22 protein-coding genes are annotated in these 26,583 nt (G+C 73.4%); 3 read left to right on the top strand and 19 right to left on the bottom strand.

Annotated features, from left to right (window positions below):
* Window positions 1-154 precede the first annotated feature (154 nt).
* From J4709_RS50655 to lipB, 17 genes are all read right to left on the bottom strand, one after another.
* Entirely contained in the window at window positions 155-2,941 is a 2,787-nt protein-coding gene (locus J4709_RS50655; RefSeq protein ID WP_208252704.1) for a DUF5682 family protein, read from the bottom strand.
* Window positions 2,938-4,059: an ATP-binding protein gene (locus J4709_RS50650; protein WP_208252703.1), complete on the bottom strand. Its 1,122-nt coding sequence runs from the start codon at window positions 4,057-4,059 to the stop codon at window positions 2,938-2,940. Before J4709_RS50650 ends, J4709_RS50655 begins: the two co-directional genes overlap by 4 nt.
* Before the next feature lie 107 nt (window positions 4,060-4,166).
* The gene (locus tag J4709_RS50645) at window positions 4,167-5,579 is read right to left on the bottom strand and encodes a VWA domain-containing protein (protein ID WP_208252702.1); all 1,413 of its coding nucleotides are present in this window, start codon (window positions 5,577-5,579) and stop codon (window positions 4,167-4,169) included.
* Window positions 5,576-6,958: a hypothetical protein gene (locus J4709_RS50640; protein WP_208252701.1), complete on the bottom strand. Its 1,383-nt coding sequence runs from the start codon at window positions 6,956-6,958 to the stop codon at window positions 5,576-5,578. The genes J4709_RS50645 and J4709_RS50640 overlap by 4 nt, the downstream gene beginning before the upstream one ends.
* Entirely contained in the window at window positions 6,958-7,407 is a 450-nt protein-coding gene (locus J4709_RS50635) for a hypothetical protein (protein WP_208252726.1), read from the bottom strand. Before J4709_RS50635 ends, J4709_RS50640 begins: the two co-directional genes overlap by 1 nt.
* A gap of 189 nt (window positions 7,408-7,596) precedes the next feature.
* Window positions 7,597-9,822 carry a transcriptional regulator gene (locus J4709_RS50630; protein ID WP_208252700.1) on the bottom strand — a complete coding sequence of 742 codons (2,226 nt, stop codon included), beginning with the start codon at window positions 9,820-9,822 and terminating at the stop codon, window positions 7,597-7,599.
* A 129-nt stretch (window positions 9,823-9,951) separates the two neighbouring features.
* Window positions 9,952-10,164 carry a hypothetical protein gene (locus J4709_RS50625; protein WP_208252699.1) on the bottom strand — a complete coding sequence of 71 codons (213 nt, stop codon included), beginning with the start codon at window positions 10,162-10,164 and terminating at the stop codon, window positions 9,952-9,954.
* A gap of 133 nt (window positions 10,165-10,297) precedes the next feature.
* Entirely contained in the window at window positions 10,298-11,350 is a 1,053-nt protein-coding gene (locus tag J4709_RS50620; RefSeq protein WP_208252698.1) for a restriction endonuclease subunit S, read from the bottom strand.
* The gene (locus tag J4709_RS50615; protein WP_307802155.1) at window positions 11,347-12,849 is read right to left on the bottom strand and encodes an N-6 DNA methylase; all 1,503 of its coding nucleotides are present in this window, start codon (window positions 12,847-12,849) and stop codon (window positions 11,347-11,349) included. The genes J4709_RS50620 and J4709_RS50615 overlap by 4 nt, the downstream gene beginning before the upstream one ends.
* A 54-nt stretch (window positions 12,850-12,903) precedes the next feature.
* The gene (locus tag J4709_RS50610; protein ID WP_208252697.1) at window positions 12,904-13,278 is read right to left on the bottom strand and encodes a hypothetical protein; all 375 of its coding nucleotides are present in this window, start codon (window positions 13,276-13,278) and stop codon (window positions 12,904-12,906) included.
* Window positions 13,279-13,375: 97 nt separating this feature from the next.
* Entirely contained in the window at window positions 13,376-13,789 is a 414-nt protein-coding gene (locus tag J4709_RS50605; RefSeq protein ID WP_208252696.1) for a DUF1257 domain-containing protein, read from the bottom strand.
* 13 nt (window positions 13,790-13,802) lie between these two features.
* A complete protein-coding gene (locus tag J4709_RS50600) occupies window positions 13,803-15,395 on the bottom strand; it encodes an Hsp70 family protein (RefSeq protein ID WP_208252695.1) in 1,593 nt (530 codons plus the stop codon).
* 25 nt (window positions 15,396-15,420) lie between these two features.
* Window positions 15,421-18,312, bottom strand: coding sequence for a WD40 repeat domain-containing protein (locus J4709_RS50595; protein WP_208252694.1), 2,892 nt, complete (start codon window positions 18,310-18,312; stop codon window positions 15,421-15,423).
* On the bottom strand, window positions 18,309-19,856 hold the full coding sequence (locus J4709_RS50590; protein ID WP_208252693.1) for a Ycf46 family AAA ATPase: 1,548 nt from the start codon (window positions 19,854-19,856) through the stop codon (window positions 18,309-18,311). Before J4709_RS50590 ends, J4709_RS50595 begins: the two co-directional genes overlap by 4 nt.
* Before the next feature lie 29 nt (window positions 19,857-19,885).
* Window positions 19,886-20,449, bottom strand: coding sequence for a 4Fe-4S single cluster domain-containing protein (locus J4709_RS50585; RefSeq protein ID WP_208252692.1), 564 nt, complete (start codon window positions 20,447-20,449; stop codon window positions 19,886-19,888).
* On the bottom strand, window positions 20,440-20,637 hold the full coding sequence (locus J4709_RS55310; protein WP_208252691.1) for a DUF2997 domain-containing protein: 198 nt from the start codon (window positions 20,635-20,637) through the stop codon (window positions 20,440-20,442). The genes J4709_RS50585 and J4709_RS55310 overlap by 10 nt, the downstream gene beginning before the upstream one ends.
* 106 nt (window positions 20,638-20,743) lie before the next feature.
* A complete protein-coding gene (lipB, locus tag J4709_RS50575; RefSeq protein WP_232385326.1) occupies window positions 20,744-21,448 on the bottom strand; it encodes a lipoyl(octanoyl) transferase LipB in 705 nt (234 codons plus the stop codon).
* A 69-nt stretch (window positions 21,449-21,517) separates the two neighbouring features.
* On the opposite strand from lipB, the gene J4709_RS50570 reads away from it, so the two are divergent.
* Entirely contained in the window at window positions 21,518-21,895 is a 378-nt protein-coding gene (locus J4709_RS50570) for a DUF6221 family protein (protein WP_208252689.1), read from the top strand.
* Here the strand turns inward: J4709_RS50570 and J4709_RS50565 are convergent.
* The gene (locus J4709_RS50565; protein WP_208252688.1) at window positions 21,892-22,521 is read right to left on the bottom strand and encodes a nucleoside/nucleotide kinase family protein; all 630 of its coding nucleotides are present in this window, start codon (window positions 22,519-22,521) and stop codon (window positions 21,892-21,894) included. The genes J4709_RS50570 and J4709_RS50565 overlap by 4 nt on opposite strands.
* A gap of 89 nt (window positions 22,522-22,610) precedes the next feature.
* Here J4709_RS50565 and J4709_RS50560 point away from each other — a divergent pair, with 89 nt between their 5' ends.
* Together J4709_RS50560 and J4709_RS50555 are read left to right on the top strand one after the other, a co-directional pair.
* Window positions 22,611-23,795: a PQQ-binding-like beta-propeller repeat protein gene (locus J4709_RS50560; protein ID WP_208252687.1), complete on the top strand. Its 1,185-nt coding sequence runs from the start codon at window positions 22,611-22,613 to the stop codon at window positions 23,793-23,795.
* 487 nt (window positions 23,796-24,282) lie between these two features.
* Window positions 24,283-24,906, top strand: coding sequence for a TetR/AcrR family transcriptional regulator (locus J4709_RS50555; RefSeq protein ID WP_208252686.1), 624 nt, complete (start codon window positions 24,283-24,285; stop codon window positions 24,904-24,906).
* 316 nt (window positions 24,907-25,222) lie between these two features.
* Here the strand turns inward: J4709_RS50555 and J4709_RS50550 are convergent.
* The coding region (locus tag J4709_RS50550; RefSeq protein WP_208252685.1) for an HNH endonuclease signature motif containing protein at window positions 25,223-26,583 on the bottom strand (1,361 nt) is incomplete at its 5' end.

Below are 26,583 nucleotides of genomic sequence, written 5' to 3'. Positions count from 1 at the left end.
GCAGTCACCGTCGCTTGCATGCGCGCAAGGGCCCTGTGCCACGCTGCGGCCCGTCACCGTCAGTCCAAGATCCGCCACAACACGCCCGAGATCCGCCGCAGCACGCCCGCCGGTGTCCGAGGGCGGCGGCGCGGTGCCGCCGCCCTCGGACCCGCTAGCAGGACGCGACGAGCGCCGGGGCGAGCAGGACGGTGACCGCTTCGGCGGTGCCGGGGTGCCGTTCGAGAAGGCCGCGCACCTCGGCGTCCCTGGCCGGGGCCGCGGGCGCGTCCCACTCGACCGGGTGGCCGAGCAGCGCGGCGACGGTGCCGCAGGCCTGCGGGTGCGCGGCGAGCAGGTCCGCGACCGGGCCGGACGCGGCCGGCACGGCGGGCCGCGCCGGTGCCGCCGACTCCCACGGCGGCGTCCACGCGTCCAGCGCCGGCAGCGACGCCGGGAACGTCCGCGCCGCCTCCCGCACCAGCGCCGGGACCAGCTCCCGCGCGTGCTCGCGCAGCGTCGCGACGAGGTTCGGCAGCCACGGCAGCAGCACCGCGTCCGGTAGCCGCCCGAACGCCTTCGACATCGCCTCCACCACCAGCGGCGCGAGCGCGGGCGCCGGGTCGAGCGCCTGCACGAACCCGCTCATGTACAGCGGGAACGACGGCACCACCAGCGGGTTGGCGAGCAGCTCGTCGCAGCGGGCGCGCAGCTCGTCCCGCGTCAACAGGCCGAGCTGCGCCTTCGCCGCCCACAGCAGCGCCACCTTCGCGGGCGCCTCCGGATGCGACTGCCTGACGGCCAGTTCCAGCTGCGCGTGGTCGCAGCCCAGCGACAGCGCCAGGCTCTCCATGCCGAACAGGAACCCGAGCATCGCCGCGACCTGCCGGACGCCGCCCGCCTCGTCCGCGAACGCCGTCGGCAGCAGCGTGCAGTAGTGCGCGTACCCCTCGACGACGAACGCCTGGCACCAGCGCGGCAACACCGGTTCCGTGGCGCGGTAGTGCGTGAGCAGCCGCCGGATGCGCCGCACCACCTCGGGCGCCTCGTCCACGGTCCGCTCGGCGGCGAGCAGCTCCACCGCGCGGGCGCCGAGCTCGTCGGCGAACCGGCCGCCGCCCAGGTAGAGGACCGCGTCCTCGACCGCCTCCAGCGCCTTCACCGCGGACGCGTCCGGACCCCACGCGGCGCGCCGCAGCCGCTGCTCCAGCACCTGCTCGACGCTGACGCCCTCGTAGCCGAGCTCGACGAGCGCTCGCTGGTGCCGGCCGATCGCGAGGTCCCAGCTCTCCTGGATCGGCCGGTCGCCGAGCTCCCGCGACCCCATGATCGGCCGGGCCGCGCCGTCCGGCAGCAGCCGCCGCAGGATCCACAGCAGCTCCGAGCACGGCAGCAGGTCCGGCTCGGTGTGCAGGTCGAGCAGGGCCCGCTGGACGGTCCGTTTCTGCAGGTCCAGGCCGAGCGGCTGGAGCCGGTCGTGGACGTCGCGGGCCAGCGGCGGCAGCGCGTCATAGCCGACCGCGCCGATCCGGTCGCCGCCGAGGAGGATCTCGCAGAGCCGCGCCACGTCCCGGCGGCCCGGCACGCGGTCCTTCTCGATGCAGGTGACGGCCGCGTCCTGGAAGTCGTACGGGGTCGGGCGCGCCCGGCCGCGCATCCCCGCCAGCAGCACCGACGTCTCGAACACCGCGATCGCGTCGGCGGTGCTGGCGAGGTAGCCGTTGCGGCGCGCCAGCCGGACGATGTCGACGCACCAGCCGAGCAGCTCCGCCTCGTCCAGCCCGTCCAGGGCGGGCGCGCCGGACAGGAACCCTGACAGCCGGTCGGCGGGCGGCTCGTCCTTCGCCGCGCCGCCCTTCACCGGCAGGGCCTTGCGCCCGCGCGGCGCCTTGCCCGCCTGCCCGCTCAGCCGGAACGGCTTCACGCCGCTGCGCTTGACGGCCTTCTCCCACGTCGCCGCGGCGATCGACACCGAGCCGGGCGCGAGCCCGAACTGCGCCTCGATCGCCGAGTGGCTGGACGGGATCAGCCCGTACTGCCAGCGGGTGCCCGTCCGGGGGGTGATCTCGAACGGTTCCGCGTCGGAGGCGAGGCCGAACTGCTCGACGCGGCTCGCCGCGTGGAACGCCCCGCACACGTACAGGCAGTCGGCCGGGTCGGCGCCGGACGCGGCGAGGTGCTCGCGCATCCGCGTCCACATGTACCGCTCGCGGTCCTCGTCGCGCTCGCGGCGGGCCGCCTCCGACGGGCGCAGCCGCCGGAACAGGCTGCCGATCATCACCATGACCTGCCGGTACGTGGCGTGGTCGGCGCCCGCGAGCGGCTGCTCGACGTACTGGTCCCACCATTCCGACCAGTGCCGCACCTTCCCGTGCCGCAGCAGGTGCTCCTCCAGTTCGGCGAAGCCGGGCCGCAGCTCGCCGATCTCGATGCCGACCGCGTCGCCGTGCAGCGCCTCCTTCGGCTCCTCGCCCTCCCCGGGCGCGCGCGCCGCGGCGTCGCGCGGCTCCCACTGGAACACGTGGTCGGTGGACCGGTCGACGAGGACGATCTCCACGCCCGGCGTGTCCAGCGCGTACGCGATCGCCTGGTACTCCGCCGACGCCTCGGTGATCGGCGCGACGACGCTCAGCGGCGCCCACGCCGCCGGGAACCCCTCGACGCGGCTCGCGAACGCCTGCAGCGCGACCGGCAGCCTGCAGTTGCGCAGCTCCGCCAGCAGCGGCGCGAGGTCCTCGCACAGCTCCAGGTAGATCACCGACGGCCGCTTGCCGCGCAGCCGCCGCGCCATCGCCAGCGCCGACGCCGGCGAGTGGTGGCAGACCGGGAAGATCTCCAGCTCCTCGGTGAGCGCCCGGTCCACGTCGTCGACGATGCCGGTCAGGATCCCGGCGACCGCGTCCCCGCCGAACGCGCGGGCCGCGTCCGTCAGCTGCTCCCGCAGCGGCTCGAAGACGGTCACGACAGGGTCGAGATCGCCTGGCGGCCGCCGTCGAGGAAGCCGCGCCAGGGGCCGTCGCCGTCGTCGTCGCGGCTGCGCGGCTCCACCACCCCGTGCCAGAACTTGTTGAGGATCGCCAGGTCCTCGGGGCTGCGGCGGGCCAGCGACCCGACGAGCGAGCTGCCGAGCGTCTCGGACTTCAGCGTCCGGTCGCCGAAGAACCGGCTGTGCAGGATCGCGTCCTCCAGCACGCCGATCTGCTCGGCCGTCGACAGCGCCGACTCCAGCCGCTCGTCGTCGCTGGTCGCCGACGACGCCGCCGCCCGCAGGTCGGCGAAGCTCTGCAGCAGCACGTCCAGCAGCGACGGCGGCACCTCCAGCTCGATCGCGTGCCGGCGCAGCAACTCCGCCGTCCGGAACCGGACGATCTCCGCCTCGCTCTTCTTGTTCGTCACCACCGGGATCCGGACGAAGTTGAACCGCCGCTTCAGCGCCGATGACAGGTCGTTCACGCCGCGGTCCCGGCTGTTGGCCGTCGCGATGATCGAGAACCCGGGCTTGGCGAACACGATGTTGTGCTCGTCCAGCTCGGGGATCGAGACGTACTTCTCCGACAGGATCGAGATCAGCGCGTCCTGCACGTCGCTGGTCGAGCGGGTCAGCTCCTCGAACCGGCCGATCACCCCGGCCTCCATCGCCGTCATGATCGGGGACGGGATCATCGAGTCCCGCGACTGCCCCTTCGCGATCACCATGGAGACGTTCCAGGAGTACTTGATGTGGTCCTCGGTGGTGCCGGCGGTGCCCTGCACCACCAGCGTCGAGTTCCGGCAGATCGCCGCGGACAGCAGCTCGGCGAGCCAGCTCTTGCCGGTGCCGGGGTCGCCGATCAGCAGCAGGCCCCGGTCGGAGGCGAGCGTCACGATGCTCCGCTCCACGAAGCTCCGGTCGCCGAACCACTTCTGCGGGATCTCCCGGTCCAGGCCGTCGGCGCGCTCGGAGCCGAGCACGAACAGCCGCACCATCCGCGGGCTCAGCCGCCACGAGAACGGCTTCGGCCCGTCGTCGATCGACTCGAGGTAGTCGAGCTCCTCGGCGTACTTCACCTCGGCCGGGGCGCGCAGCATGTCGTCGGTCATCGCTCTCCTCATCGGTCGCCGGCGCGCGCGGCGGGGACCGTGCGGCCGGAAGGTCGTCGGGGGGCTCGCGCTCGGCGCGCGAGGTTCGTGCATCGGGCTCGCGGTCGTTACGCGAGGAAGGTCTTCAGCTCGACCACGAGCTTGCGGATGTGGCCGGAGATCACCGGGGTGCCGAGGCTCTTCAGCCGGTCGCGGAACCAGCCGTCCACCATGCCCTGCCCGGAGCTGTTCACCGATCCGACCGGGATGAGCTTCACCCCGGACCGGTGCAGCGACTCGAAGTCGGTCATCAGCGCCCGGTTGTCGTAGAAGTCGGAGATCCACACGACCACGGTGTTGCGCGGGTCGGTGACCTTCGGGCGGGCCAGCGCCATCGCGGCCGTCCCGTCGGTGCCGCCGCCGAGCGTGGTGCGCAGCAGCACCTCGAACGGGTCGTGCACCCAGGGCGTCAGGTCGAGCGCCCGCGTGTCGTAGGCGACCAGGTGGACGTCCACCTTCGGCAGCCCCGCGAAGATGGACGCGAGGATCGTGCAGTTCACCATCGAGTCGACCATCGAGCCCGACTGGTCGACCACCACGATCATCTTCGCGGGCGTGGTGCGCTTGGCGGTGTGCTTGTAGAAGAGCCGGTCGACGTAGAGGCGCTCGTCCTCCGGGCTCCAGTTCGTGAGGTTCTTCCAGATCGTCCGCTCGAGGTCGAGGTTGCGGTACACCCGCTTCGGCGGCACGGACCGGTCGATCGTGCCCGCGCTCGACTGCCGCACCTGCGTCCGCAGCACCTCGGCGACCTCGTCGACGAACCGGCGGATGAGCGCCTTGGCGTTGGCGAGCGCGACGCCCGACAGGTTCGCCTTGTCCCGCAGGAGCTGCTCGATCAGCGACATGCTGGGCGACAGCCGGCGGGCGAGGCGGTTGTCCGACAGGACCTCCCGCAGCTGCATCCGGCGGACGAGGTCGCCCTCGATCTCGGCGAGGACGGGGCGCAGCCCGTTCCCCGTGCCGACCCCGCGCCCGGTGCCTCCGGTACCGGGGCCGGTGGCACCGGCGCCCGCGTCCCCGGCTCCGGGTGCGCCGCAGGCTCCGGCTCCGCCGTCGTCGCCGAGCGCTCGCCGCAGCCACCCCGCATCGCGCTGCCATTCCGACAGCTGAGCCGCGGTGACGTTCCCCGGCTTGGCGGCGAACACGTTGAGCAGCAGCTTCGAGACCAGTGCGGCCCGCCGCACCTGCTCGCGCCCGTCCTCCGCGCCGGACCCGGGAGCGGAGGGGACGCCGTCGGCGGTCGCCTCGGCGGAGGAGAGGAGGCCGTCGAAGTCGGCGGCGAGCTCGGGGAAGCGCTGGACGAGGGCGTCGACGGAGACGGACGGGTCGAGCAGCGCGGCGGGCAGGCCGAGGGCGTCGACGACGGCGACGCTCACGGCCTCCAGCGAGGCGTGCTCCTCCGGGTCGAAGAGGCGGGCGAGCAGCCGCCAGTACAGGGCCTGCCGCCGGTTTTCGTGGGCCTTCGCGTCGAGTGCGGTCATTTGCGCAGCAGCCGTCCCGCTCGTTCCTGGAGGACCAGCACCGTGTCGCCGGATCTCGCCATCGCCTTCTCGACCTTCGGGTCGGTGGGGCCGAGGGCCCAGTCGCCGTTGTGCGCGTCCACCTGCTTCTTCTTCACCGTGGCCTGGACGGCGAGGGGCTGCAGCGCCCACCGGCCCGCGTCCCAGCGGACGAGGCCGATGCACGCGGACGACGCGGTCACCAGCTCGGGGGTGAGGGGGCCGCACGCAGGGAGGCGGTCCATGTCGATCTCCAAGGCGTGCTCGCCGAGCCGCAGCGCCGCCCCGTCCACGGTGTAGCCCTCCAGGAAGACGGGTTCGCCGATGCGGGCGGGATGCCGTTCCAGAGGAGGGACGGCCGCGGCGACCGCGCCGGACAGGTGCAGCCGGGCCGTGGCGAACGGGTCGGCGACGAACCCGAGGCGGGCCTTGTCCTCCTCCCACAGCAGGTCACCGCCCATCAGCGTGAGCCCTTCGACCTGCACGGCGCGCTGCTCGGCCAGGGCCCGCATCAGCACGGGACGGTCGGCGAGGACCCGCCAGACGGCCGGCCCGACGATCGTGTCGACCTTGGCCGCGGCGGCGCTGGTGCGGACGAGGCGGGGCGGCCCGTCGCCGTCCGGCTCCAGCAGCCAGTGCGCCTGCACCTGGACGGCCGTCCCGTGCTCGTGGACGTCGGTGCCGAGCAGCAGCAGCCGCCCGGAGACCGTCTCGCGTGCGGGTGTGGTGCCGCCCGGCTGCGCAAGCAGCACGCCGCGCGCCCACAGGTCGGCCCAGCGGCGGACCGGGATCTCCGCCATCGTCGCGACGGGCGAGCAGGCGCGCAGCTCGGCGGCGAGACCGTCGAGCAGGACGGCTTGGCGGCGCAGCGCGGGCTCCGCGAGCAGCGCCTCGATCGCCTGGTCGGACGCGGACACCAGGTCGTGGTCGACGCCGCGCCAGCCCGCGATGGCCAGCTCGCCGAGCCAGGACCGGCAGCCGGCGAGCAGGTTCGCGGCCGCGTCCGGGACGTCGCCGCCCGGCTCCCAGCCGGCGCGGTCGCGGCCGAGCGCGGTGTCGAGGTGGGCGAGGAGCGCGTCGTGGACGGCGCCGAACAGCGCGGTGCGCCCGCCGGCGAGCGCGGCGAGGTGCGAGTCGGAGACCGAGCCCGCCGCGACCTTCTCCGCCGCCTCGGCGGCCGGGCCGCCGAGCGGGGACCCGCCCAGCGCGCCCGCCAGCGCGGCCAGGGCCGCGGCCCCGTCGTCGCCGAGCCGGCCGAAGCCGTGCACGAGCGCGCCGTCGAACCCGGCGGCGACGCCGAGCGCCTCGTCCACGCCCGGCGGTGTCGCGCCGAGCAGTTCGCCCAGGTGCGTGGCCAGCATCAGTGGGCCGCTCCCATCGCCGGGAACCAGTGCATCTCCGGGAGCGGCTCGGCCGCGCCCGGCACCTCCAGGTAGGACAGGTGGCGCAGGAACCGGCTGAACACCCCGGCCGCCGGCGCGGACGCCTTGGTCCCGTTCAGCACGCCGGCGAGGTCGCCGCCGTCGCCGGGCTCGGCCTTCAGGTAGCGCGCCACCCGCTCCAGCCCGTACTGGGTGACGGCCTCGTCGACGAGCGACCGCAGGTGCTTGCACATGAACGAGCCGCCGAGCCCGCCGCACGGCCGGTTGTTGTTGGTGCTGCAACTGAAGTCGTGGGTGCCGGCCGCGATGGACGACACGTACACCCGGGCGAGGTCCGAGCCGCTCGACACGACGCCTTGCAGCCGGCCCTCCGCCAGCTCGGCGAAGGGCACCTTCGCCAGCTTGCGCGGCCGGACCGGCCGCACCACCCGCACCACGCTGCGCCGCTCCCCGCCGCTCGGGGAGGGCTCGGCGGCCCGCTTTGGATCCAATGCATCGACCTCCGCCGCCGGCACGGATGATCATGGTCCGTGCAGCTTTTCCCCGCCCTGTCCGGGTCGGTGGTGAAAGCCTTGCACCGGCCACCGACATTCCGGTGACGCTGGCGAAAGTGCAGGTCAGGCGGCCTTGATCAGCCAGTGGCCGCCCGGTGCCCAGCCGGTGAACCGGCGCGCGCCGGGGGCCGTCATGTCGTCGAGGCTCCCGCCGGTGAGGACGTGCCGGAGCCCCGCCAGCACGGGGGCGAGGCGCGCGGTGGTGTGCGGCGGCTGGCGGTCCAGTTCGTCCTGCATCCACGCGACGACGGCCACCTGCTCCTTGAGCCCGCACAGGGCGAGGAAGAAGACCGCCTGGCGCCACGCATAGGCGGCGTCCTTGACCGTGCCCAGGGGACGCGGGTTGCCCTGGACCTGCCGGACGAGGCGGCAGGTGACGCCGAACGCGCGGCGCGCGAGGTCGTCCCAGCCGGGCGACGGGCTCACCCCGACGGGGTGGACGAGCGCGGCGAGGTTGTGGGTGGTCAGGATCTGCGCCTGCTCGATGACCTTCCCGTTGGCGGCGACCCACGAGCGGCCCGTGAGGTCGCCGGCGCGGGTCCGGCACAGCGCGTCGAAGGCGTCGGACGTCTGCCGCCCGACCTTGAGCGCGCGTACGGCCGCATAGTCGATTCCGTAGTAGCGCTCGTAAAGGGTGCCTTCGAGAACGTCGGCCGCGATCTGTGCTGCCCGGAGGTACTTGGTGGAGAACGTGCCCATGAAGATGTCGGCGGCCAGTTCCTCCACGAACGGCACGCGCAGGCCCGCGCGCTTGGCGAGGGCGCCCAGTTCGCTCAGCAGCGGGTTCGGCAGGACCGTGCCGGGGAAGCCCTGGAGCGCCAGCTCGCCGAGCTGGACGAGGACCGCGTGCGCCTCGCGCTCACCCGTTCCGTCCGTGCGGCGGTAGCGCTGCACTGCGCCCACCCAAGGCAGCTCCTCCATGCGCACCTGGCTTTCCAGGTTCAGCAGGAGAAGGCTGCGCCGGTTGCGGAACGCGGTGTACTGCGCCGCCATGAGACGGCGAAGCGCGGGGTCCGGATAGGAGGACGCGGTGGTCGCCGCCACGAGTTGCGGCGTGAGCTCCGCGAGTACCTCCGCCGACGGGACGATCCCGCGCTCGATGAGCGTCGGCACCGGTGCCCGCAGCGCGTTCTTGACGGTGTCGTGCAGCCAGCCGGGCAGTGCCGCGCCCACCTCGACGCCGGTGCGGCGGGACTCCTCCTCGGTGACGGGCGCAACGAACGGGTCGATGGACGGCGCACCTGAGTCCTGCCGGGCGTCGGCGAGGCGCGCCATCACGATCTGCGCCAGCGTGTGGTGCGCGGGACGCGCGCCGTCGGCCGCCTGCCGCGCGCGCAGCGCCGCGTGCTCCGGCGACCCTGGCCGGCCGCGCCTGGCGACCATCGAGTCGACGGCGTGCTGGAGCAGCCCCGACACGCCCTTGCCCGCGAAAAGGGTCTCCAGCGACGACCGGAGAATGGCGAGGTTCTCCTTGGGGTTGCGGTGCTTTCCGCAAAGGGCGTGGGTCCGCGCCAGCCGCCGGTACCGCGCCAGGAGTTCGGCGCCGCGCTCGCCCCAGCCGTCCGGCAGCACCGCGAAGACCCGCCCTTCCTCGACGGTCTCCAGCCAATGCTCCAGCAGTTCGTCGGCGAACGGGTTCCACACCACGAGCGCTTCGTTCATCGCGGCGACGGCCTTGTTCGTCGGCTTGTCCTCGATGCGCTTGCGCACCTGGCCGACGGTCTCCCGGTGGACGAGCGATGCGTCGCCCAGCGGGACACCGGGACGTGGAAGGAAACGCAGCCGGTCCGCGAACGGGCCGATGGCGTCCAGGATCTCCAGCGCGCCCGCGCGGTCGCCCGCACGCAGAAGCCAGGCGACGGTGAGAAGCGCGCCCTCTTCCGGGACGACGATGTCGTATTCGCCGCTGTCCAGCAGCGCGTCAAGCTCGGTGAGCCCCGCGTCGGTCAGGTAATGCAGGAACAGCGAGCGCCGGCCGCCCGCCACACCGGTCCGCCGTGCCGCGTCCTGCTCGTGGGGGAGCGCCGGGCCGCCCGCGGCGGCCGCACCGGTGGCGAATCCGCCTCTGACGACCTCGGGCGTCACCCATGCGGGGAATCCCTTGACAGGCGTCCGGGAACCGACGGTGAGGGACCCGTCGGCCATTCCGGAAAGGACGTTCCGCCACCGCTCCAGCCGCTTCTCCGCGCGCTCGCGCGCCTCCCCGCTCTCGTGCGTGAGCGCGGTCGTGAATGCCTTGGCCATCTGCCACGCGGCGTAACCGGGGTTCGCCTTGACGTCCTCGTTCATAGCCAGCGTGGCGGGTTCCGCCCCCGCGCCCTTCGGGTCTGAAGCCCGATGCTCTACTGCTGAGCTACACGCTGTCGGGCCCCAGGCTACGGAGAACCGCCATTGCGGCGCAAAGGGGTTTCGCCCTTCTCAGCGCGCTGTTTCCAGCTTCATCGAGACGAGCCGCTGGAAGGCGGTGAGGTTCGGGACTTCGGCGTCCGGGGCGAGGCGCAGGAGACCGAAGCGAAGCGTCTCGCCTTGCCGTATCCGCTCGACCATTCCCGGCAGCTGGCAGCGCGTGACCAGCGGGTCGACGAGGTCGGCGAACCCCTCGACGCCGCTGCGCCGCGACGGGGTCGACACGCCGATGACGTTCAGGCGAACGCCGATTACGTCGCGCTTACACGCGCGGCGTGCCAGGGTTCGCGGCCCCACCCGCCTCGGCATGCCGGTTGTCCAGCAGGTATCCGCGCTCATCGGTCATGGGGTGCCTTGGTCATGGGGTCGCCTCGATCCTTCCGGCCAGCAGTTCGGGGAGCAGCGCGTCCCGCTGCGCGGCGAGCGCGGCGCTCTCGGCGGTGGCGGCCGCGATCCTGTCCGCGAGCGCGTCGACGAGGCCGCCGAACTCGCGGGCGCGCGGCTCGCCCGGCCACGGCACCTCGTGGCGGGCCAGGTCGGGCCATTTCACCCGCGGCATGCGCGTCCCGTCGCCGAGCGCGGACGCGTGCGCCACGACCCCGTCGCTGGCCAGCGACGCCAGCAGCCAGCCGCGGTGCCGGCCGTCCATCGGGCGGACGACGTGGACGTCGGTCGAGGCGACGCCGTCCACGAACGCCAGGCCGACCTTGTGGAAATAGGGCCGCAGTTTCCCGAAGAGCACATCGCCCGCGCGGAACCGCTTCTTCGTGCTCAGCACGGCGGACGCGTCCGCCCAGCCGGAAAGCCACATGTGCCGTTTCGCGATGTGCTCCAGGCCGATGTAGTTCTCGCCGGGGCCGATGCCGGCGGCGGGGACGCTCGCCGTGACAGGACGGCCGATCTCGGCCAGCCGGACGGAGCCGGGCGCGGCCGCGGCGAGCTCGGCGTACCGGGCCCTGACCAGGTCGTCCGCGGAGGCGGCGAGCTCCGCGTTGGCGGCGATCTTGTCGTCGAGCGTGCCGAGGACGTCCGCGACGGCGTCCTGGCGGGGGCGCGGCAGGTCCTCGACGGGGAGCCCGTTGAGGATCGCGTGGGTGAGCAGCGGCTGCCCCGACCCGATGCGGTGGTGATTCAGGCCGAGCCCTTTGAGCAGGTAATAGACGTACCGGGGATTCACGCCCTCGCGGGCCGTCGCGATGATGGCGTTGTCGGTGACCCAGCACCGTTCGCGGGCGAAATGGACGATGCCGCAGTACGACCCCACGCGCCCGACGATGCTGCACTCCCGTTCGGCGTTGAACCGCCCCGCCGTCCCGATGACGCCGTTGGCCCCGTACGTCGGAAAGCCGGTGCCGGGAGAGGGCCGCGCCTTGCCGTTGGTGAAGGCGACGACATCGCCGAGCCGGATCATCCCTTCAGCCGGTCCAATTGCACCCGGACGACGTCGTCCAGCCGCGCCGACTCGTCCAGCCGGGCCAGCAGTTCCTTCGTCAGCCGCTCGACCCGGTCGCGCACCGGTTCGGACGCCTCGTCCGCCGTTTCCGCCGCGCCCGCGTAATGCCCGGGGGTGAGGACGTGGCCGCGGCCGCGGATCTCCTCCAGCCCTGCCGAGCGGCAGAAACCGGGCTCGTCCGCGTACGGTCCGGGGGCGCTCGGCCCGCCGCGCCAGGAATGGTACGTCCCGGCGATCCTGGTGATGTCGTCGCCGGTCAGGACGCGTTCGGTGCGGTCGAGCAGCGTCCCCATCGAACGGGCGTCGATGAAGAGAACCTGTCCCCGCCGGTCATCGCGGCCGCCGTCCGGGCCCTTGTCCTTGGCGAAGAACCAGAGGCACGCGGGGATCGGCGTCGTGCGGAACAACTGCGGTGGCAACGCGACGACGCAGGAGACGAGGTCGGCCTCGACCATGGCGGCGCGTATCCCGCTCTCCGCCGACTGCCGGGACGACATCGAGCCGTTCGCCATCACCACTCCGGCGCCGCCCCGCGGGCCGAGTTTGGCGATGATGTGCTGCATCCAGGCGAAATTGGCGTTCCCGGCCGGCGGAACGCCGAACCGCCACCGCGGGTCCTCAGGATCGCGGTACCAGTCCGACATGTTGAACGGCGGATTGGCCAGGACGTGGTCGGCGAGAAGGCCCGGATGCGCGTCCTCGTAGAACGTGTCGGCGTGCCGCGCGGAAAGGTCGCCGCCGATCCCGTGGATGGCGAGGTTCATCCGGGCCAGCCGCCACGTCCGCGCGTTGGCCTCCTGCCCGTGCACCGCGATGTCCCCGCTGCGGCCCCGGCGGCTCAGCACGAACTTCTCCGCCTGGACGAACATCCCGCCCGAACCGCAGCACGGGTCGTACACCCGCCCCTTGTACGGCTCCAGCACCTCGACCAGCAGTTTCACCACGCTCTTCGGGGTGTAGAACTCGCCGCCGCGGCGGCCCTCCGCGCGGGCGAACGTCTCCAGGAAGTACTCGTAGACCTCGCCGAGCAGGTCCCGCGCCGCGCCCCCGCCCGCTCCGCCTTCGCCGCCGTCCGCACCGTTGCCCGTGAAGCGGGCGTCGCCGATGACCGCCGCCAGGTCCGCGAGCCGCCGCTGGTCGACGTTCTCCGCGCCGAAGATCAGCGGGAGCGCGCCGTCCAGCGACGGCTCGGCTGCCATGACCGCGGCCATGGCCGCGTCGATCCGCGCGCCGATCGGGCCGGGGCCGGAGACGACGGCGGGCCACCGGGCCGATTCGGGAACGCCGCCGAACGCGGACGAGGCGTACTTGAGGAAGACGAGCCCGAGCACGAAGTCCCGGTACTGGGAGGAGTCCATGGATCCGCGCAGTTTCGCGGCGGCCTTCCACAGGACGTCCTGCAGGTCCGCGACCCCCGACCCCGCCCCCGCCCCGATGCCCGTGCCCGACTCCGTCACATCGGCGACTCTAGGGAGTCGGCGCCCGGGCCGCGAGCACCGGCCCGTTCCGGGTCAGGGGCAGAGGACGGGCTTGCCCTCCCGGATGACGACGGTCGGCCGGGTCTGGAAGTCGGCGGGCACGGTGCCGCGCCCGTTGCACAGCACGTACTCGGTGCCCTTGGTGTTGACGAGCACGGCCTCGCAGCCGGTCAGCGGCTCGTTGTCGTAGGAGGTATAGGTCCCGGTCGTGAGGATCTTCGCCGGGGTGGCGCACGACTGGTAGACGAGGCTCTTCATCGGCCCGGACATCGAGCCGAGGATCAGCCGTCCCTGGGCGACGGGCCCGGGGTCGCCGGAGGCGGGGGACGCGGCGGACGCCACACCGGGAGCGGTGGAGACGGTCGCCAGGGCGAGGGCCGCGGCAGCGAAGAGCGTGCGTTTGCGCATGAGCGCTCCTTTCGTCGTGCACACCGTAAGAAGCGCGAATTACACCCCACTTACAAGCCCGGTCAGAAAGGCCGGAGCCGGTCACGTGGGCGGGCGTTCAGTGGACGGACCGCCGGAGCGTCAGGCGGATCTCGCCGGTCCGCGCGTCGGTCTCCTCGGACGCGACCTCGAATCCGTGCGTCTCGGCGTAGGCGAGCGCGGCGAGGTGGCCGTAGCGCTGCGCGAGCCGCTGCAGCCATTCGCCGCCGTAGCGCCGCCGGTCGTAGCCGCTGATGATCGCCTCGAACGTGCCGTCCTCGGCGCGCCGGAAACCGATGTCGTTGCTCGCCGAGCCGACATGCCGGCGCCGGACGACGACCTCGGCGCGCTCCGGCCGCGCGTCGCCCTGGTACCCGTACAGCGGCACCGCCTCCAGGTGCGACTCGACCTCCGGGAACCCCACGGCGCGCAGGGCCTCGACGAGGCGCTCCTGGTCGGTGATGGCGGTGCGGACCTTCGTGTAGTGCGACATGGCGGTGCCCCTCTCAGGAGAGCCGGACGACGGGTTGCCGGTCGAGGACGAGGGTGTTGCGGTGCAGGTCGAACGCGGACACGGTCAGCCGCTTCTGCGCGTCCACCCGGAAGTCGAGGCGGAACCGGGGCGCGCCCGCCTCCGCCGGGGGATCGGCCTCCAGGAACGTGGGGCTGTCCTCGTTCAGCCACAGGCGGGAGCGCTCCTGCAGGCGCTGCGCGGTGACGGCGGAGGTGCGGGCGCCGCCGTCCGCGTCGAACACGATCTCCAGGTCGGTGCCGCCCTCCCGCTGGCTGGCGTGCGCGAGTTCGTACACGGCGATCCCGAGCCGCCGCTGCCCGTCCCGGATCGCCTTGATGGTCAGCATCTTCACCGGCTCGGGCGTCGGGTACTCGGTGCCGGCCTCGACCAGCGTCTCGAACTCGTAGGCGCCGGTGGCGGCGTCGACGTGCCGGATCGCGTAGTCGTGCTGGATGTGGTCGCTCAGCTCGTAGCCGCCGGCGATGCTCGCGGCGCCCGCGGCGACGGCCTCCAGCGGGCGGTCCAGGTGCAGCGCGTCCGGCGGGAACTGCAGCCGCAGCACGTCCTGGACGGTGGGGATCAGGCTGGTGCCGCCGACCAGGAACACCTTGGCGATCACGTCGGCCGGGTAGCCCTTGGCGGCGGCGCCGTCCAGGGTCCTGCGCAGCGCCCGCGAGACCCGGCCGAGGACGTCGCGGTCGCGCAGCAGCGCGTCGAACTCCGCGCGGGTCAGCTCCGTCCGGTGCCCGTCCGCCTCGATCACCGCCCTGTCCCGCACGGTGAGGGCGATCTTGGCCTGCTCGGCGGAGCGCAGCAGCGCGCGGAACAGCCGGTTGTAGCCGGCGGTGTCGCCGAGCGGGATCCCGGCCCGCGCGGCGGCGTGCTCGGCGAGCAGCGCGTCGATGTGGTCGCCGCCGAGGTCCAGGCCCGCCTTCGCGATGGTGCGGACCGCGGCCCCCGCCGCCGCGTTCGCCGGGTCCATCACCTTCACCACGGACGTGTCGAGCGTCCCGGCGCCGAAGTCGAACACCAGGAACACCTCGCCGGGGTTGAGGCGCGCGCTGTAGCCGACGGCCGCGGCGGTCGCCTCGTCGACCACGCGCAGCCGGGCGCCGCCCGCGCTCTCCCCGACCTCGCGGACGAGCCAGTCCCGGTAGGCGTCGAACGACTCGACCGGCGCGGTCGCGACGATCTCCAGGTCGGCGGCGTCGACGGCGAGGACGGCGGCGGCCATCACGTCGCCGAGGAACCGGGTCGCGGCCTGCCGCCCGGTGACGGCCCGGTCGCCGAGCCGGCGCGGCACGTCCACGGCGCGGCCGGTGACGGCGCTCTTGGTCGACTGGAACACCTCGGTGGCGGGCGCGTCCTCGATCCGCGGCGTGACCTGCGCGCCGACCCACCGCCGCTCGCTCGTCGCGGAGAACGCGATCCGGGACGGGACGACGCGCTGCCGCACGCCGTGCGCGCCCTCCCGTTCGAGGTCGAGGCCGGGCAGCGGGACGGGCTCGGCGCGGCCCGCGCCGTGGTCCCAGCCGGCGACGACGGTGTTGGCGGTGCCGAAGTCGATGCCGATGCGGGTGGTCATCGTTCCCCTCTCACGGCCGGCTCCCTCACAGACCGATGTCGTAGTCGCCGGCGGTGAGCGTGAGGGCGCCGCCGATCTCGATGTCGAACCGGAACCGGTGCTCCAGGCAGGCGTGCAGCAGCGCGACGGTGCTCGCGACGTGCGGCGGATGCCCGGCGGCGGCGACCGCGCGGGAGGCGGCGACGGCGTCCAGGTCGCGGGGGACGAGGCCGGCGAGCGCCCGGCCCACCAGCGACGGGAGCCGGCCGGCGCGCAGGTCGAACAGGTCGGTCTCGCCGTTGTCGTGGCCGACGGCGAGGAGGTCGCCGGCGGGGGAGGCGTGCACGCTGGTGGCGTGCCGGCCGCCGGACGCCCGGTGCGTCCACACCGGCGCGAGCGTCGCCGCGTCCAGGAAGAGCAGCCGGCGCAGGCGGTCGGCGACGGCGAGCCGGCCGGTGCCCGGCAGCGTCGCGATCCCGCCGAGCCCGTCGACGCGCATGCGGGCGGCGCGGGCGAGCGCGGCGCCCTGCCGGTGCAGCACGGTGACCGTCCCGCTGCGGCCCGCGCAGGCGAGGACGTCCTCGCCGACGAACCCGGCGCGGACCGCGAGGTGCTCGGCGGCGCTGGAGGCGCAGCGCTGCCCGGACGGGCCGGTGACGACCAGCGACCGGCCGAGGACGGCGAGCCGCCCCGACGCGGGGTGCGCGGCGATCGAGCGGGCCCAGTCGCCCTTCGGCATCCCGAGCGCGGTGAGCGGCCTGGACGTGACGCGCCCGTCGGCGCCCGTGCCGGTGAGCAGCCGGCCCGAGCGGGTCCCGGCGGCGAACGCGCCGTCCGGGCCGGTCGCCGCCAGCGACGTCACCGAGCCCTGCACCGTGTGCAGCACCGCGGGCCCGCCGTCCCCGCAGCGCAGCAGCCGGCACGGCCGGTCGTGCCGGTTGGTGCGCTCGCCGGCGACGAACGCGCCGCCGCCGACGTGCAGGACCCGCCCGACCGACGCCTGGAAGCCGTCGTAGCGCTCGGCGAGGAAGCCCTCGCGCAGGTCGATCACCCCGGCGCTCTGCTGGTTGCTCGCGACGGCCAGCAGCGGCGCGTCCGGCGCGAACGAGACGTCGTTGACGCGGCCGCGGAACCGGATCGTCGCCTGCCGGACGGCGAGCGGCCAGCGCTCGTCCAGGTACCGGGCGGCCATGGCGACGACGGCCGGCTCGGTCTCCAGGTACATGCCGAACACGCGGCGGGCGTCCTCGTCGCGCGGCAGCCACCCGTCGAACAGCCGGACCAGCTCGGCGCCGGTCCCGATGGGCAGGTCCTGGACCAGCGCCCACAGCCGCTCCCACTCCCGGCGCGCGGCGAGCTGCTCAGCGAGGTAGCGGGCCTCGCCGCGGGTCATCTCGGCGATGCGGGCGCGCCGGTCGTCGCCGGCGACGACCCGGACGAGGTCCAGCTCGCCCGCCGCGAGCATCGCCTTCCGGATCCGGTCGCGGGTCGCGTCGTCGGCGGCGGCGTAGCCGAGGGAGAGCAGGCCGCCGTCGGGGTCGAGCGCGCGGTACTGCTCGGGCTGCCCCGTGAGCAGGAAGAACACCGCCCGCGTCGCGGTGTCCTCGGGCGCCAGCCCGTGCTTCACGCAGACCCAGGTGAGGGCGGGGTCGGCGGCGGCGGCCGCGCACACCTCGTCCACGAGCCGCCGGTCGCCGAGCGCGGTGACGCGGCGTTCGGCGATCTGCGACAGCGGATGGTCGCCGAGCCCGAGCGCCGTGACCAGCGCCGCCCGGACCGGCGGGCGCAGCAGCACCTTCGCGGCGGCGGTCAGCGGGATGACGCTGAGCGACTCCAGCTCCTTCTCGGCGGCGGAGGCCTGGGCGGGGAACAGGGCGGGCCGCCCCCACCGCACGAGCGCGTCCGACAGTTCGGGCGACGGCGCCTCGAGCCAGGCTCGCCACAGCAGGTTCACGGTCGCGGCCGGGGGCTTCGCCGGGTTCTGGAGCAGGAGGCGGCGCAGCGGCGTGTCGCGGCGCGGGGACTCCAGCGACCAGAGCGCCTCCAGGTGGCCGCCGACGGCGGTGCGGCAGAACCCGGCCATCCGGTCGCGCAGCTCCGGGTCGTCGTCGGCGAGCACGTCGCCGACGGACCCGAGGTCGGAGCCGGGCCGCAGCTCTCCGAGCCGGTCGAGGAGGGCCAGCGTCAGCACCCGCTCGGACGGGGCGACGGCCACCGCCCCGAGGTCGAGGACGAGCCGGCGCAGTTCCGGCTCGCGGGTCCGCGCCCACAGCCCGCCGATCATCGCCTCGTGCTCGTTGCGGACCGGCCAGCGCAGCAGCGCCGCGAGCAGCTCCGGGTCGCGGTCCACCGGGACGGGGCCGCCCGCATCGAGGTACACCCCCCACAGGCGGAGGTGCGCCTTCCGGTCCGGCGGGGCGGGGTTCGCGAACATCGCCCTCCGCAGCACCGGGTCGTCCGGGCCGCTCCGCCACAGCCGGTGCACCATGTCCCCGCGGACCTGCGCGCAGAACAGCGCCGCCGCCTCCCGCACGTCCTCGTCCTCGTCGACGAGCAGGTCCCGCACGGCAGCCGCGTTGCGGTCCAGGCCGGCTTCGCCGACGCCCTCCCACACGATGTCCTCGAGCCGGCCGGCCAGTGCCGCGCTGGCCGGCCGCGCCGGCGGGAGCACCGCGATCCCGGCGGTCTCGACGACGACGGCGCGCCACTCCGGGTCGCGCGTCTCGTACCACCACGCGGCGACCGCCTCGCCCGCCACGGCCCGAAGCCGGTGCAGCGGCGACCTCGCGATCTCCGCCACCGCCTCCCGCGCCGCCCGGTCGCCGCCGTCCGCGTCGTGCAGCAGCCGCCGCGCCGCCCACCGCGCCCGCGCGCCCTTCCCCGCGGCGCGGGACGCGCGCCGCGCGGCGCGCCGCCCGGCCCGGTCCCGCCCGCTCACGCCAGTTCCAGCCGGACCTGGTTGCGCGCCGCCTGCGCCGCCTCGGCGAACGACGCCGACTGCGCCCGCCCGTCGCGCAGCCACGCCCGCAGGTCCTCGACCCGTTCGCGCTGCGACTTGCTGAGCGGGACGAGCCGCTCCAGCGCCCGCGCGACGTCGTCGGTGGTGATGTCGCGCGGCCCCTCGGAGAACGCCCGGTACATCGCGTCCACCACGGCCTGCTCGATCTCCGCGCCGACGTACCCGTCCGCCATCCGCGCCAGCCGCGGCACGTCGAACGCCGCGGGGTCCCGCCGCCGCTTGCGCAGGTGGACGGTGAAGATGTCGCGGCGCTCCTCCTCGGTCGGCAGGTCCAGGAAGAACACCTCGTCGAACCGGCCGCGCCGCAGCGTCTCCGGCGGCAGCGCGCCGACGTCGTTGGCGGTCGCCACCACGAACACCGGCTCGGTCTTCTCCTGCATCCACGTCAGGATCGTGCCGAACACCCGCGCGGACGTGCCGCCGTCCAGCCCGCCGGACGCCATCGACTTCTCGATCTCGTCGATCCACAGCACGCACGGCGACACCACCTCGGCGACCTTCAGCGCGAGCCGCAGCCGCTCCTCCGACTCACCGACCAGCGACCCGAACAGCGCGCCGACGTCCAGCCGCAGCAGCGGCAGCCGCCACAGCCCGCCGATCATCTTCGCGGTGAGGCTCTTGCCGGTGCCGGGGATGCCGATCAGCGCCATGCCCTTCGGCGCGGGCAGCCCGAACGCGGCGGCCTCCTCGCCGAACGCGTCCTCGCGCAGCCGCAGCCACTCCTTCAGCAGCTCCAGCCCGCCGACGTCGTCCACGGTCTCCTCGGCACCGTGGAACTCCAGCGCCTGCGACGCCCGGATGACGGCCTTCTTCTCCTCCAGGACGGCCGGGATGTCCAGCTCGTCCAGCACCTTGTCCCGGACGATCGCCTTGGAGAACGCGCGCCGCGCCTGCGCCGCCGTCAGGCCGAGCGCCGCCTGCGCCAGCCGGGCCCGGCCGTGCGCGGTCAGGTCGCACTCCACCCGCGTCTGCTCGATGAGCCCGTCGAGGTCCGCGCGCAGCGTCGCCAGGTCGGGCAGCGGCATGTCCAGGACGACCACGTCGTCGGCCAGCTCCGGCGGGACGTCCGCCGAATGCGTCGTGACGACCAGCGACGCATAGGTCGTCACCAGCGCGTGCGCGAGGTTGCGCAGCCGCCGCTTCACCGCCGGGCTCCGGTGCCAGAACTCGTGGAAGTCCTTCAGCACGTAGATGTCCTTGCGGTCCGGGTGCGCCCGCGCCAGCTCGGCGATCTTGTCCAGGGCCGTCTCCGGCGTCGGCGCGGCCGGCAGCGACCGGCCGTCCCGCGACGCCAGCCCGCCGCCGAAGTCCCACACCACCAGGTCGGACGAGGCGGAGGCGTCGCGGCCGACGCGCACCTCGTCCAGGATCTCCACGGCGCGCAGCTCCTCGACCGTCACCAGGACGATCATCGGCACGCGGGCGCGCAGGTACAGGTTCAGATCGTCGTGAACGGCCGTCATCTCGCTCCCCGCGCGTCCGATTCGGTTGTCTAGAGCATGCCGGTCACCGGGTGCATGCCGGTGATCGTCGCGGTGCCGTCGGCGGCGACCAGGATCTCGCCCTCCGGCACCGCCCGGAAGTCCTCCGCCGAGTACCGGGCCGTGATCGGCCAGTACTCCTTGTTGGACGACCCGCGCAGCCCCGCGCCCAGGTGCAGCCGGGCGTTGTAGCGGCCCGCGACGACCATGTCCGCGTCCGCGACGGCCACAGCCAGCACCGGGTCCCGCTCGATCTCCGCCCGCGCGAACCCGGTCAGCACCACGATCCCGAGGTCCGGCCCCCGCCGCAGCGCCGCGCAGAACGCGGCGAGCGCCTCCGGCTGCTCGAGCGGTTCGCCGCCGCTGACCGTCACGCCGTCGAGCGCGCCCGCGGCCAGCACCTCCGCAACCACCTCCGGGATCGTCCGGACGGGCCCGGCGGGCGCGTGCGTCTCCGGGTTGAAGCAGCCGGCGCAGCCGAGCGAGCAGCCCTGCGTCCACACCACGAACCGCGACCCGGGGCCGTTCGCGGAACTGCGCGCGAGCGTGGCGTGCACCCGCCACGTCAGTGCCACAGCCGGTCCTGCCGCTCTTCCCCGGTCTCGTTGTAGGCCTCGGCGGTCAGCTCCTGCGACTCGACCCGGCCGCCGAGCGAGCGCACCAGCTCCTCGGTGGTCTCCAGGCAGCCCATCCCGTCGACGCCGCTGACGTGGATCTCCACGCTCCCGTCGGCCCGGACCGTCACCTCGACGACCTCGTCCACCGGCAACACCCCCACATGGATCGGGCAGGACCCCGCCTTTACCCAATCACACGCATTCCCGGCAGGCGCCGTACCGGCCCCTCCCGGACAGGCCCCTTCGCGGGGTTCAGGCCTCGCGGCGCCAGGCGTCCACGATCAGCCGCCGCACCTCCGCCTGCGTGACCGGCGCCAGCCCGCGCCGCTCCCGCTCCCGGCACACCGACGTCATCTCCACGTCCGGCATCCCGCACGGCACCGCCCACGTCCACGGCGCCGGGTCCGCGTCCACGTCCATCGAGAACCCGTGCGCGCTCACGCCCCGCGAGATGTGCATCCCCAGCGAGACGATCTTGCGGCCCTCCGCCGTCCACACCCCGGTCAGCAGCGGGCTGCCCGGCGGGGTGTCGCGCCGCTCCGCCGCGATGCCCAGCTCGCCGAGCACCCCGACCAGCAGCACCTCGATGTCGCGCAGCAGCCCCACCACGTCCCGCGGATCGGCGAGCTTCAGCACCGGATACCCGACGATCTGCTCCGGCGAGTGGTAGGTCAGCTTCCCGCCGCGCCGCACCTCCACCACCGGGATGCCGTGCGCCGGATCGGGCCGCTCCTCCGGCGGCGTCCGCCGGCCCACCGTGTACGTCCGCGGATGCGACAGGACCCACAGCGTGTCGTCGACGGCGCCGGCCTGCCGGTCCCGCACCATCGCCTCCATGGCCGCGATCGCCTCGGCGTAGTCGACGAGCTCGCTCTCGACCACCCGCAGCGGGCCGCCTTCCCGGCGCGCCCGGAGCCCGGTCCGAGCCGTGCCCGGCTCGCCGGGAGATGTCGTCAATGACATGGATCCTCCCCGCCGCGAGTGTATCCGGGCGCCGATGTCGTCCCCGCGAGGCAGGATGGTCGCATGGATCTGGTGGAGTTTCTGCGCGCCCGCCTCGCCAAGGACGAACAGGTCGCCCGGGCGTGCTCCGGCGCGTCCTGGGCCGCCGGCGCGTCCGGCGCCGTCCACCTCGACGCCGACGGCGAGCCCGCCCTCGTCGCGTCGGCCGAGACCGAGGCCTACGCCGAGCACATCGCCCGCCACGACCCCTCCCGCGCCCTCCGCGAGGCCGCCGCCCGGCGGCAGCTCGTCGACGACTTCGAAAAGCACGCCTGGATCATCGCCCAGGGCCGCGCCGCGCCCGAACAGCAGGCCGCCCAGGCCGTCCGCGAACAGACCCTCCGCCTCCTCGCGCTCGCCTACGACCACCACCCCGACTACAGCGAGGAATGGCGCGCCTAGACCGACTCCACGAGCGCAGGGTGGCGCGGGTCATCGGTCTTCAGGACGACGTCCGCGGTCCGCAGCGGCGCGGCCTCACGCTCGTAACGCTCGAACGCGAGCAGCGTCCATGAGTCCTCCTCCGGTGTGCGCCGGGCAAGCGCGCCCGGCGACATCGTCAGATGGACGACCACGTCGAACGGAAGGCTCCGTCCTAGGAGCAGCGCCCCGTCCAGCAACAGGACACCGCCCGGTTGCACAGCCGTGTACCGCGCGCGCGTGGCGCGATCCCTTGCACTGTCCCAAAGGCTCGGCAGCACCTTGCCGGAACCACCCGGCTCCAGCGGCCCGAGCACCTCCCGCATCAGCCCGCCGACATCGAGCCATTCGTTGTAGAACACGTCAGGGTCCTCGCGGCCGAACTCGTACCGCAGCGACGCCGGACGCAGGAAATCGCGCGCCGACGCCCGCACCACATCGCGTCCCGCCGCCCGGAGCGGCCCGGCCAGCGCGTCGGCGAGCACCCACGGCTCCGCCGCCGGCGCCCCGTCCACCGCGACCCGGCGCCACACGTCGCGCGGCGCATCGGCGATCAGGCCGCACACCTCCTCGACCGCCCGCTCGGGCGTGATCGGTCGCGCACGCATGCGTCCCATCCTGCAACACGCCGCCGTGTACCGAACGTGTACCGGCACCTGCCACCCTTCGCCCCGTTATGCATGCAGGCAGAACACCTATGACGCGCCGCACCGTCCTCCAGGGCATGGTCCTCGCCGGCGCCGTCGGCCTCGCCGGCGGATGCGGCGGGAACCCCGACCTCAGCACCAAGGCGACCGGCCGGAAACCGCTGTGGAAACACACCTTCACCACCGCGGACGACGGCTACATCAAGCCGGGCCCCACCGACCTGTTCCCGTATTCGATGACCGCGTCCGACACGACGTTCTACGCCTCCTACGAAGGCAAGCTCTACGCCTTCGACACCGCCGGCCGCCAGCTGTGGCAGTCCCCGTACGGCCACTACGACGCGTCCCCGATGTACGGGCGAACCACACCGCTCGTCATGGAAGGCACCCTCTACACCATCCGCAACGAACCCGGCGGCAAAGGCACCCTCCAGGCGCTCGACCCCGGCACGGGCAGGCTCCGCTGGAGCTTCTCGCCCGGCGGACCGCTGTCACCGCCCGCCGCGTCCGGCGGCCACGTCGCCGTCTCCAGCACCGCCCACCTCCACTGCCTCGACGCCCGCACCGGCAAAGAACGCTGGCGCGCCGGCGGAGGCCCCACCCGCTTCCCCGGCGCCCCCGCCATCGCGGACGGCGTCGTCTGTGCCGTCGACGCCCAGATGTTCCTCGAAGGACTCGACGCCGCCACCGGCCGGACCCGCTGGCACCGCTCCGGCGGCCCCGGCGACACCGCCGGCCTCTTCGAGGCGCAATCCTCGATCACATCGGACGGCGACACCGTCTACCTCCACGCCCCCAGCGGCCTCTGGGCCGTGTCGGCACACGACGGCGAACTCCGCTGGAGCGGCACGGCGGCGGGCGGCCTCACGCGCGTGACCCCGGCCAGCGGGCTCCTCTACGTCGCCGGCTCCGACGGCGTCTCCGCGATCGCCGCAGGCCGGACGTCCTGGACCGTCCCCGTCCCGCACTGGGCCGCAGGCGGCGCCCGCCCCCTCGCCCTCGCGGACGGCACCCTCGCCTACACCACCGACGGCCGCGTCGCCGGCCTCGACACGAGCACCGGCACGCCCCGCTGGACGGCCACCGTCAAGGACTACACCGGCGAGGACGTCCCCCTCTCCAACCCCGCCGCCGCGAACCACGTCGTCTGCGTCCTCGCCAAAGACCAGGCCGCCACCGACGACGCCGGCGACAAGGACGGCCCGGTCAACCATATTTACGCATTCCCGGCTTGAGTCGAGCGCCGTCCTTTTGTGCTCGGACGCCATTCCTGCGTCACATTGCTTCGGGCGCTCGGGTGCTCGGGTGTTCGGGTGTTTGGGGCGGGGCGGGTGTTCGGGTCATGGGGCGAGATGGGTATTCGGGGGGTGGGGCGAGATGGTGTTCAGGGGGTGGGGCGAGAGGGGTGTTCGTGCGGTGGCGTTAACGGCGAGATGGTGTTCGGGTGGTGGGGTGGCGCTGGCGTACGGGGCCGCCCCTCCAAAGTCAAGGGCGCCTTCGGCGTCGCTGCGCGATGGACTTCGTCCACCCTTGACTTTGGAGCCTCTGCGGCCCCTGAGGCAGCGTTAGGGGCAGGCTCCGCCTGCCCCGCCCCGGGTCGCGCCACCCCACCACCCCCTTCCGTAAGGAATGACCGGGGTCATTCGGAGCGGTAGGCGCCGGCCGTCGCATTCGACGATCGCCACGAATTGGCCGGTGCCCTTAAGGCGGAGGCTCAGGGACATGCCCCCTCCTCGGAAGTACGAGCAGCGGCTGCGGGCCAAGGCCGCCGACCAGACCCGGCGGCGCATCCTCGACGCCGTCTACCAGCGCCTCGTCGAAGTCCCGTTCGAGCAGGTCAGCATGGACAAGGTCGCCGAGCCCGCCGAGGTGTCCGGCTCGACGATCTACACCGTTTCCGGATCACGCGCGGGCCTGTTCGACACGCTCGGCATGGACCTGCTCCACCGTGGCGGCTTCACCGACATGGTCAACGCCGTCGTGCAACCCGACGCCCGGCGCGGACTTCGCGACGGGATCAGCGCCAGCGTGCACATGTACGCCGCGCACCGAGACGTCCTGCGCGCCCTGTACTCCATGGCACAACTCGACGGCAACGCCGTCGGCGGCACCGTCCGCCGGCTTGAGGACGGCCGCACACAAGGCATGAACGACCTGGCCCAGCGCCTCCACGGCCAAGGCGTGCTCCGCGACATCGTCACCACCGACCAGGCCGGTCACCTGCTATGGCTCCACACCGGCTTCGACGCCTTCGACCTGCTCTTCACCGGACGATCACTGTCCACCGACACCGTCGCTGCCCTGCTGGCCCACGCCGCCGAACACGCCATCTACCGCCCAGCGTGACCACCCACCTCACGACACCTCTCCGATCACAGCCACCCACCGACACCACCGCAGCGACGAAATCCGCTGTCTGCTGTCCGCTGGCAGGCGCCGTCCCGATGCGCGGGCCAAATGGCACCGTCACCAATGCTCTGAATCCGATCTGCCCAGGCTGGTGTTCCGTCTGCGCTGCCGGGGAGCGGCGGAGGTGATGTCGCGGGTGCGGCACGGCGGTAAGTGCAGTCGGTGATGGTGGATTGTGGGTCTGGTGGTGTGAGGGCATGCCAGCCGCCCGGCGGTGTTGCTGCCGAGCGGCTGTGCGGGGGGTGTGTGGTGGTTATGCGGCCCAGTTGAAGGTGGTGCCGGGTGGTCCGGTCCCGTCGGGTGGGCCGATGTTTCCGGGTGGCCCGTTGCCGTTTCGTTGGCGGGCGTCGGGTGGCGGTAGCAATCGGTAGACGTATCGCCCGTCTGGGTCTTTGGTGATGTGGATCTGGTCGGGGCTGGTGTGTTTGAACCGGTTGTGCCATCCGCAGGTGAGGGCGAGCCGGTCGATGTCGGTGGGCGACTTGCCGAGTGCCCATCCGCCGACATGATCCACTTCGCACAGCGTCCCCGGCGTCTCGCATTCGCGTACCGCGCAGGTCGGGTACAGCGTCTCCAGGACCTGGCGTTGGGCGGCGCTCGCGAACCGTTCCCGGTAGCCGAGGTAGAGCGGGGTGTTCCCGCGTCCCAGCAGGAGGGGTGACACTCCGGCGGCGAGAGCGATGCGGCGGGCTTGGGCGGCGGGGATCGGTGTCCCGTCGGTGAGGCGGGCAGGGGCGTTCCCGCCGGTCAGCGTCTCCAGGTCGCAGATCACGGTGACCTTGGTGGCCTTGTGCCCGCCGGACAGGACGCTGGACAGGGCGGCGGCGGTGCGCTCGCTCACGTCCCGGCGGTCGTCGGGTCCGGCCGGCTTGGCGAGTGGGGCGAGGGTGCCGTCCCAGATCGCGGCGTCCTCGGGGTTCAGCCACCCTTTGACGTAGCGGCCGCCGTCCAGGGAACGGGTGGTGGTGATCCACGACTTGTCGTAGCCGTGCTTGGTGTCTGCGTCCGGCGCATCCTCAGTGCCATCACGTTCGGCGATGACGTCGCGGATCCGCTGCCCGAACGAGGCGACCTTCCCAGCCGAGAAGCCCTGATCGGCCATCTCCAACAGTGTGGCCTCCGCCTGCGCGCAATCGGTGTCGTCCAGGCGAGCCACCGACTCGGCGACGGTGGTGGCGTAGCCGTAGGACAGGTCTCCGGCCGCCAGCCGCTTGGCGACCTGCGGGATCCGGTGCCGTTGGCGCGCGAGGGTCAAGCGCTCTTTGGCGCGGCTTTCGCGCATGCCGAGCTTGGAGCGCAGCCATGCCCGGGTGGAGGGGTATCCCCACCGCTGCTGCTCTCCCGTGGCGTCCACCCGGCCGATGAGAGTCGCGAGGGCGCTTTCCTGCAGATCGGTGGCGGCTGCCAGTGTCTCGGCCAATTCCAGGGACGCGGCTGCCGATTCCGGGGCTTCTCGGGTGGCGAGTTCAGTGGCGATGGTTGAGAGGGCGTTCACCAGTTCCATGGTGGACGCGGCCTCCAATTCGACCGTCACTGATTGCATACGTAAAGAATACCATGCGTGACCGGCAATTGAACCGGTGAGCCGCCATTTCGTGGGTTGGATTTTCGGAC

Source organism: Actinomadura violacea (assembly GCF_017573465.1).
In the GTDB taxonomy this organism is placed as follows: domain Bacteria; phylum Actinomycetota; class Actinomycetes; order Streptosporangiales; family Streptosporangiaceae; genus Spirillospora; species Spirillospora violacea.
This window is presented reverse-complemented; position numbering and strand designations above follow the sequence as displayed.

Coding starts and splice junctions, on each gene's coding strand:
- J4709_RS50600 (WP_208252695.1), bottom strand. CDS start 15,395: ATGACCACCCGCATCGGCATCGACTTCGGCACCGCCAACACCGTCGTC.
- J4709_RS50610 (WP_208252697.1), bottom strand. CDS start 13,278: ATGCGCAAACGCACGCTCTTCGCTGCCGCGGCCCTCGCCCTGGCGACC.
- J4709_RS50565 (WP_208252688.1), bottom strand. CDS start 22,521: ATGCGTGCGCGACCGATCACGCCCGAGCGGGCGGTCGAGGAGGTGTGC.
- J4709_RS50605 (WP_208252696.1), bottom strand. CDS start 13,789: ATGTCGCACTACACGAAGGTCCGCACCGCCATCACCGACCAGGAGCGC.
- J4709_RS50570 (WP_208252689.1), top strand. CDS start 21,518: ATGGATCTGGTGGAGTTTCTGCGCGCCCGCCTCGCCAAGGACGAACAG.
- J4709_RS50620 (WP_208252698.1), bottom strand. CDS start 11,350: ATGATCCGGCTCGGCGATGTCGTCGCCTTCACCAACGGCAAGGCGCGG.
- J4709_RS50645 (WP_208252702.1), bottom strand. CDS start 5,579: ATGACCGCACTCGACGCGAAGGCCCACGAAAACCGGCGGCAGGCCCTG.
- J4709_RS50555 (WP_208252686.1), top strand. CDS start 24,283: ATGCCCCCTCCTCGGAAGTACGAGCAGCGGCTGCGGGCCAAGGCCGCC.
- J4709_RS50560 (WP_208252687.1), top strand. CDS start 22,611: ATGACGCGCCGCACCGTCCTCCAGGGCATGGTCCTCGCCGGCGCCGTC.
- J4709_RS50590 (WP_208252693.1), bottom strand. CDS start 19,856: ATGACGGCCGTTCACGACGATCTGAACCTGTACCTGCGCGCCCGCGTG.
- J4709_RS50650 (WP_208252703.1), bottom strand. CDS start 4,059: ATGACCGACGACATGCTGCGCGCCCCGGCCGAGGTGAAGTACGCCGAG.
- J4709_RS50630 (WP_208252700.1), bottom strand. CDS start 9,822: ATGAACGAGGACGTCAAGGCGAACCCCGGTTACGCCGCGTGGCAGATG.
- J4709_RS50640 (WP_208252701.1), bottom strand. CDS start 6,958: ATGCTGGCCACGCACCTGGGCGAACTGCTCGGCGCGACACCGCCGGGC.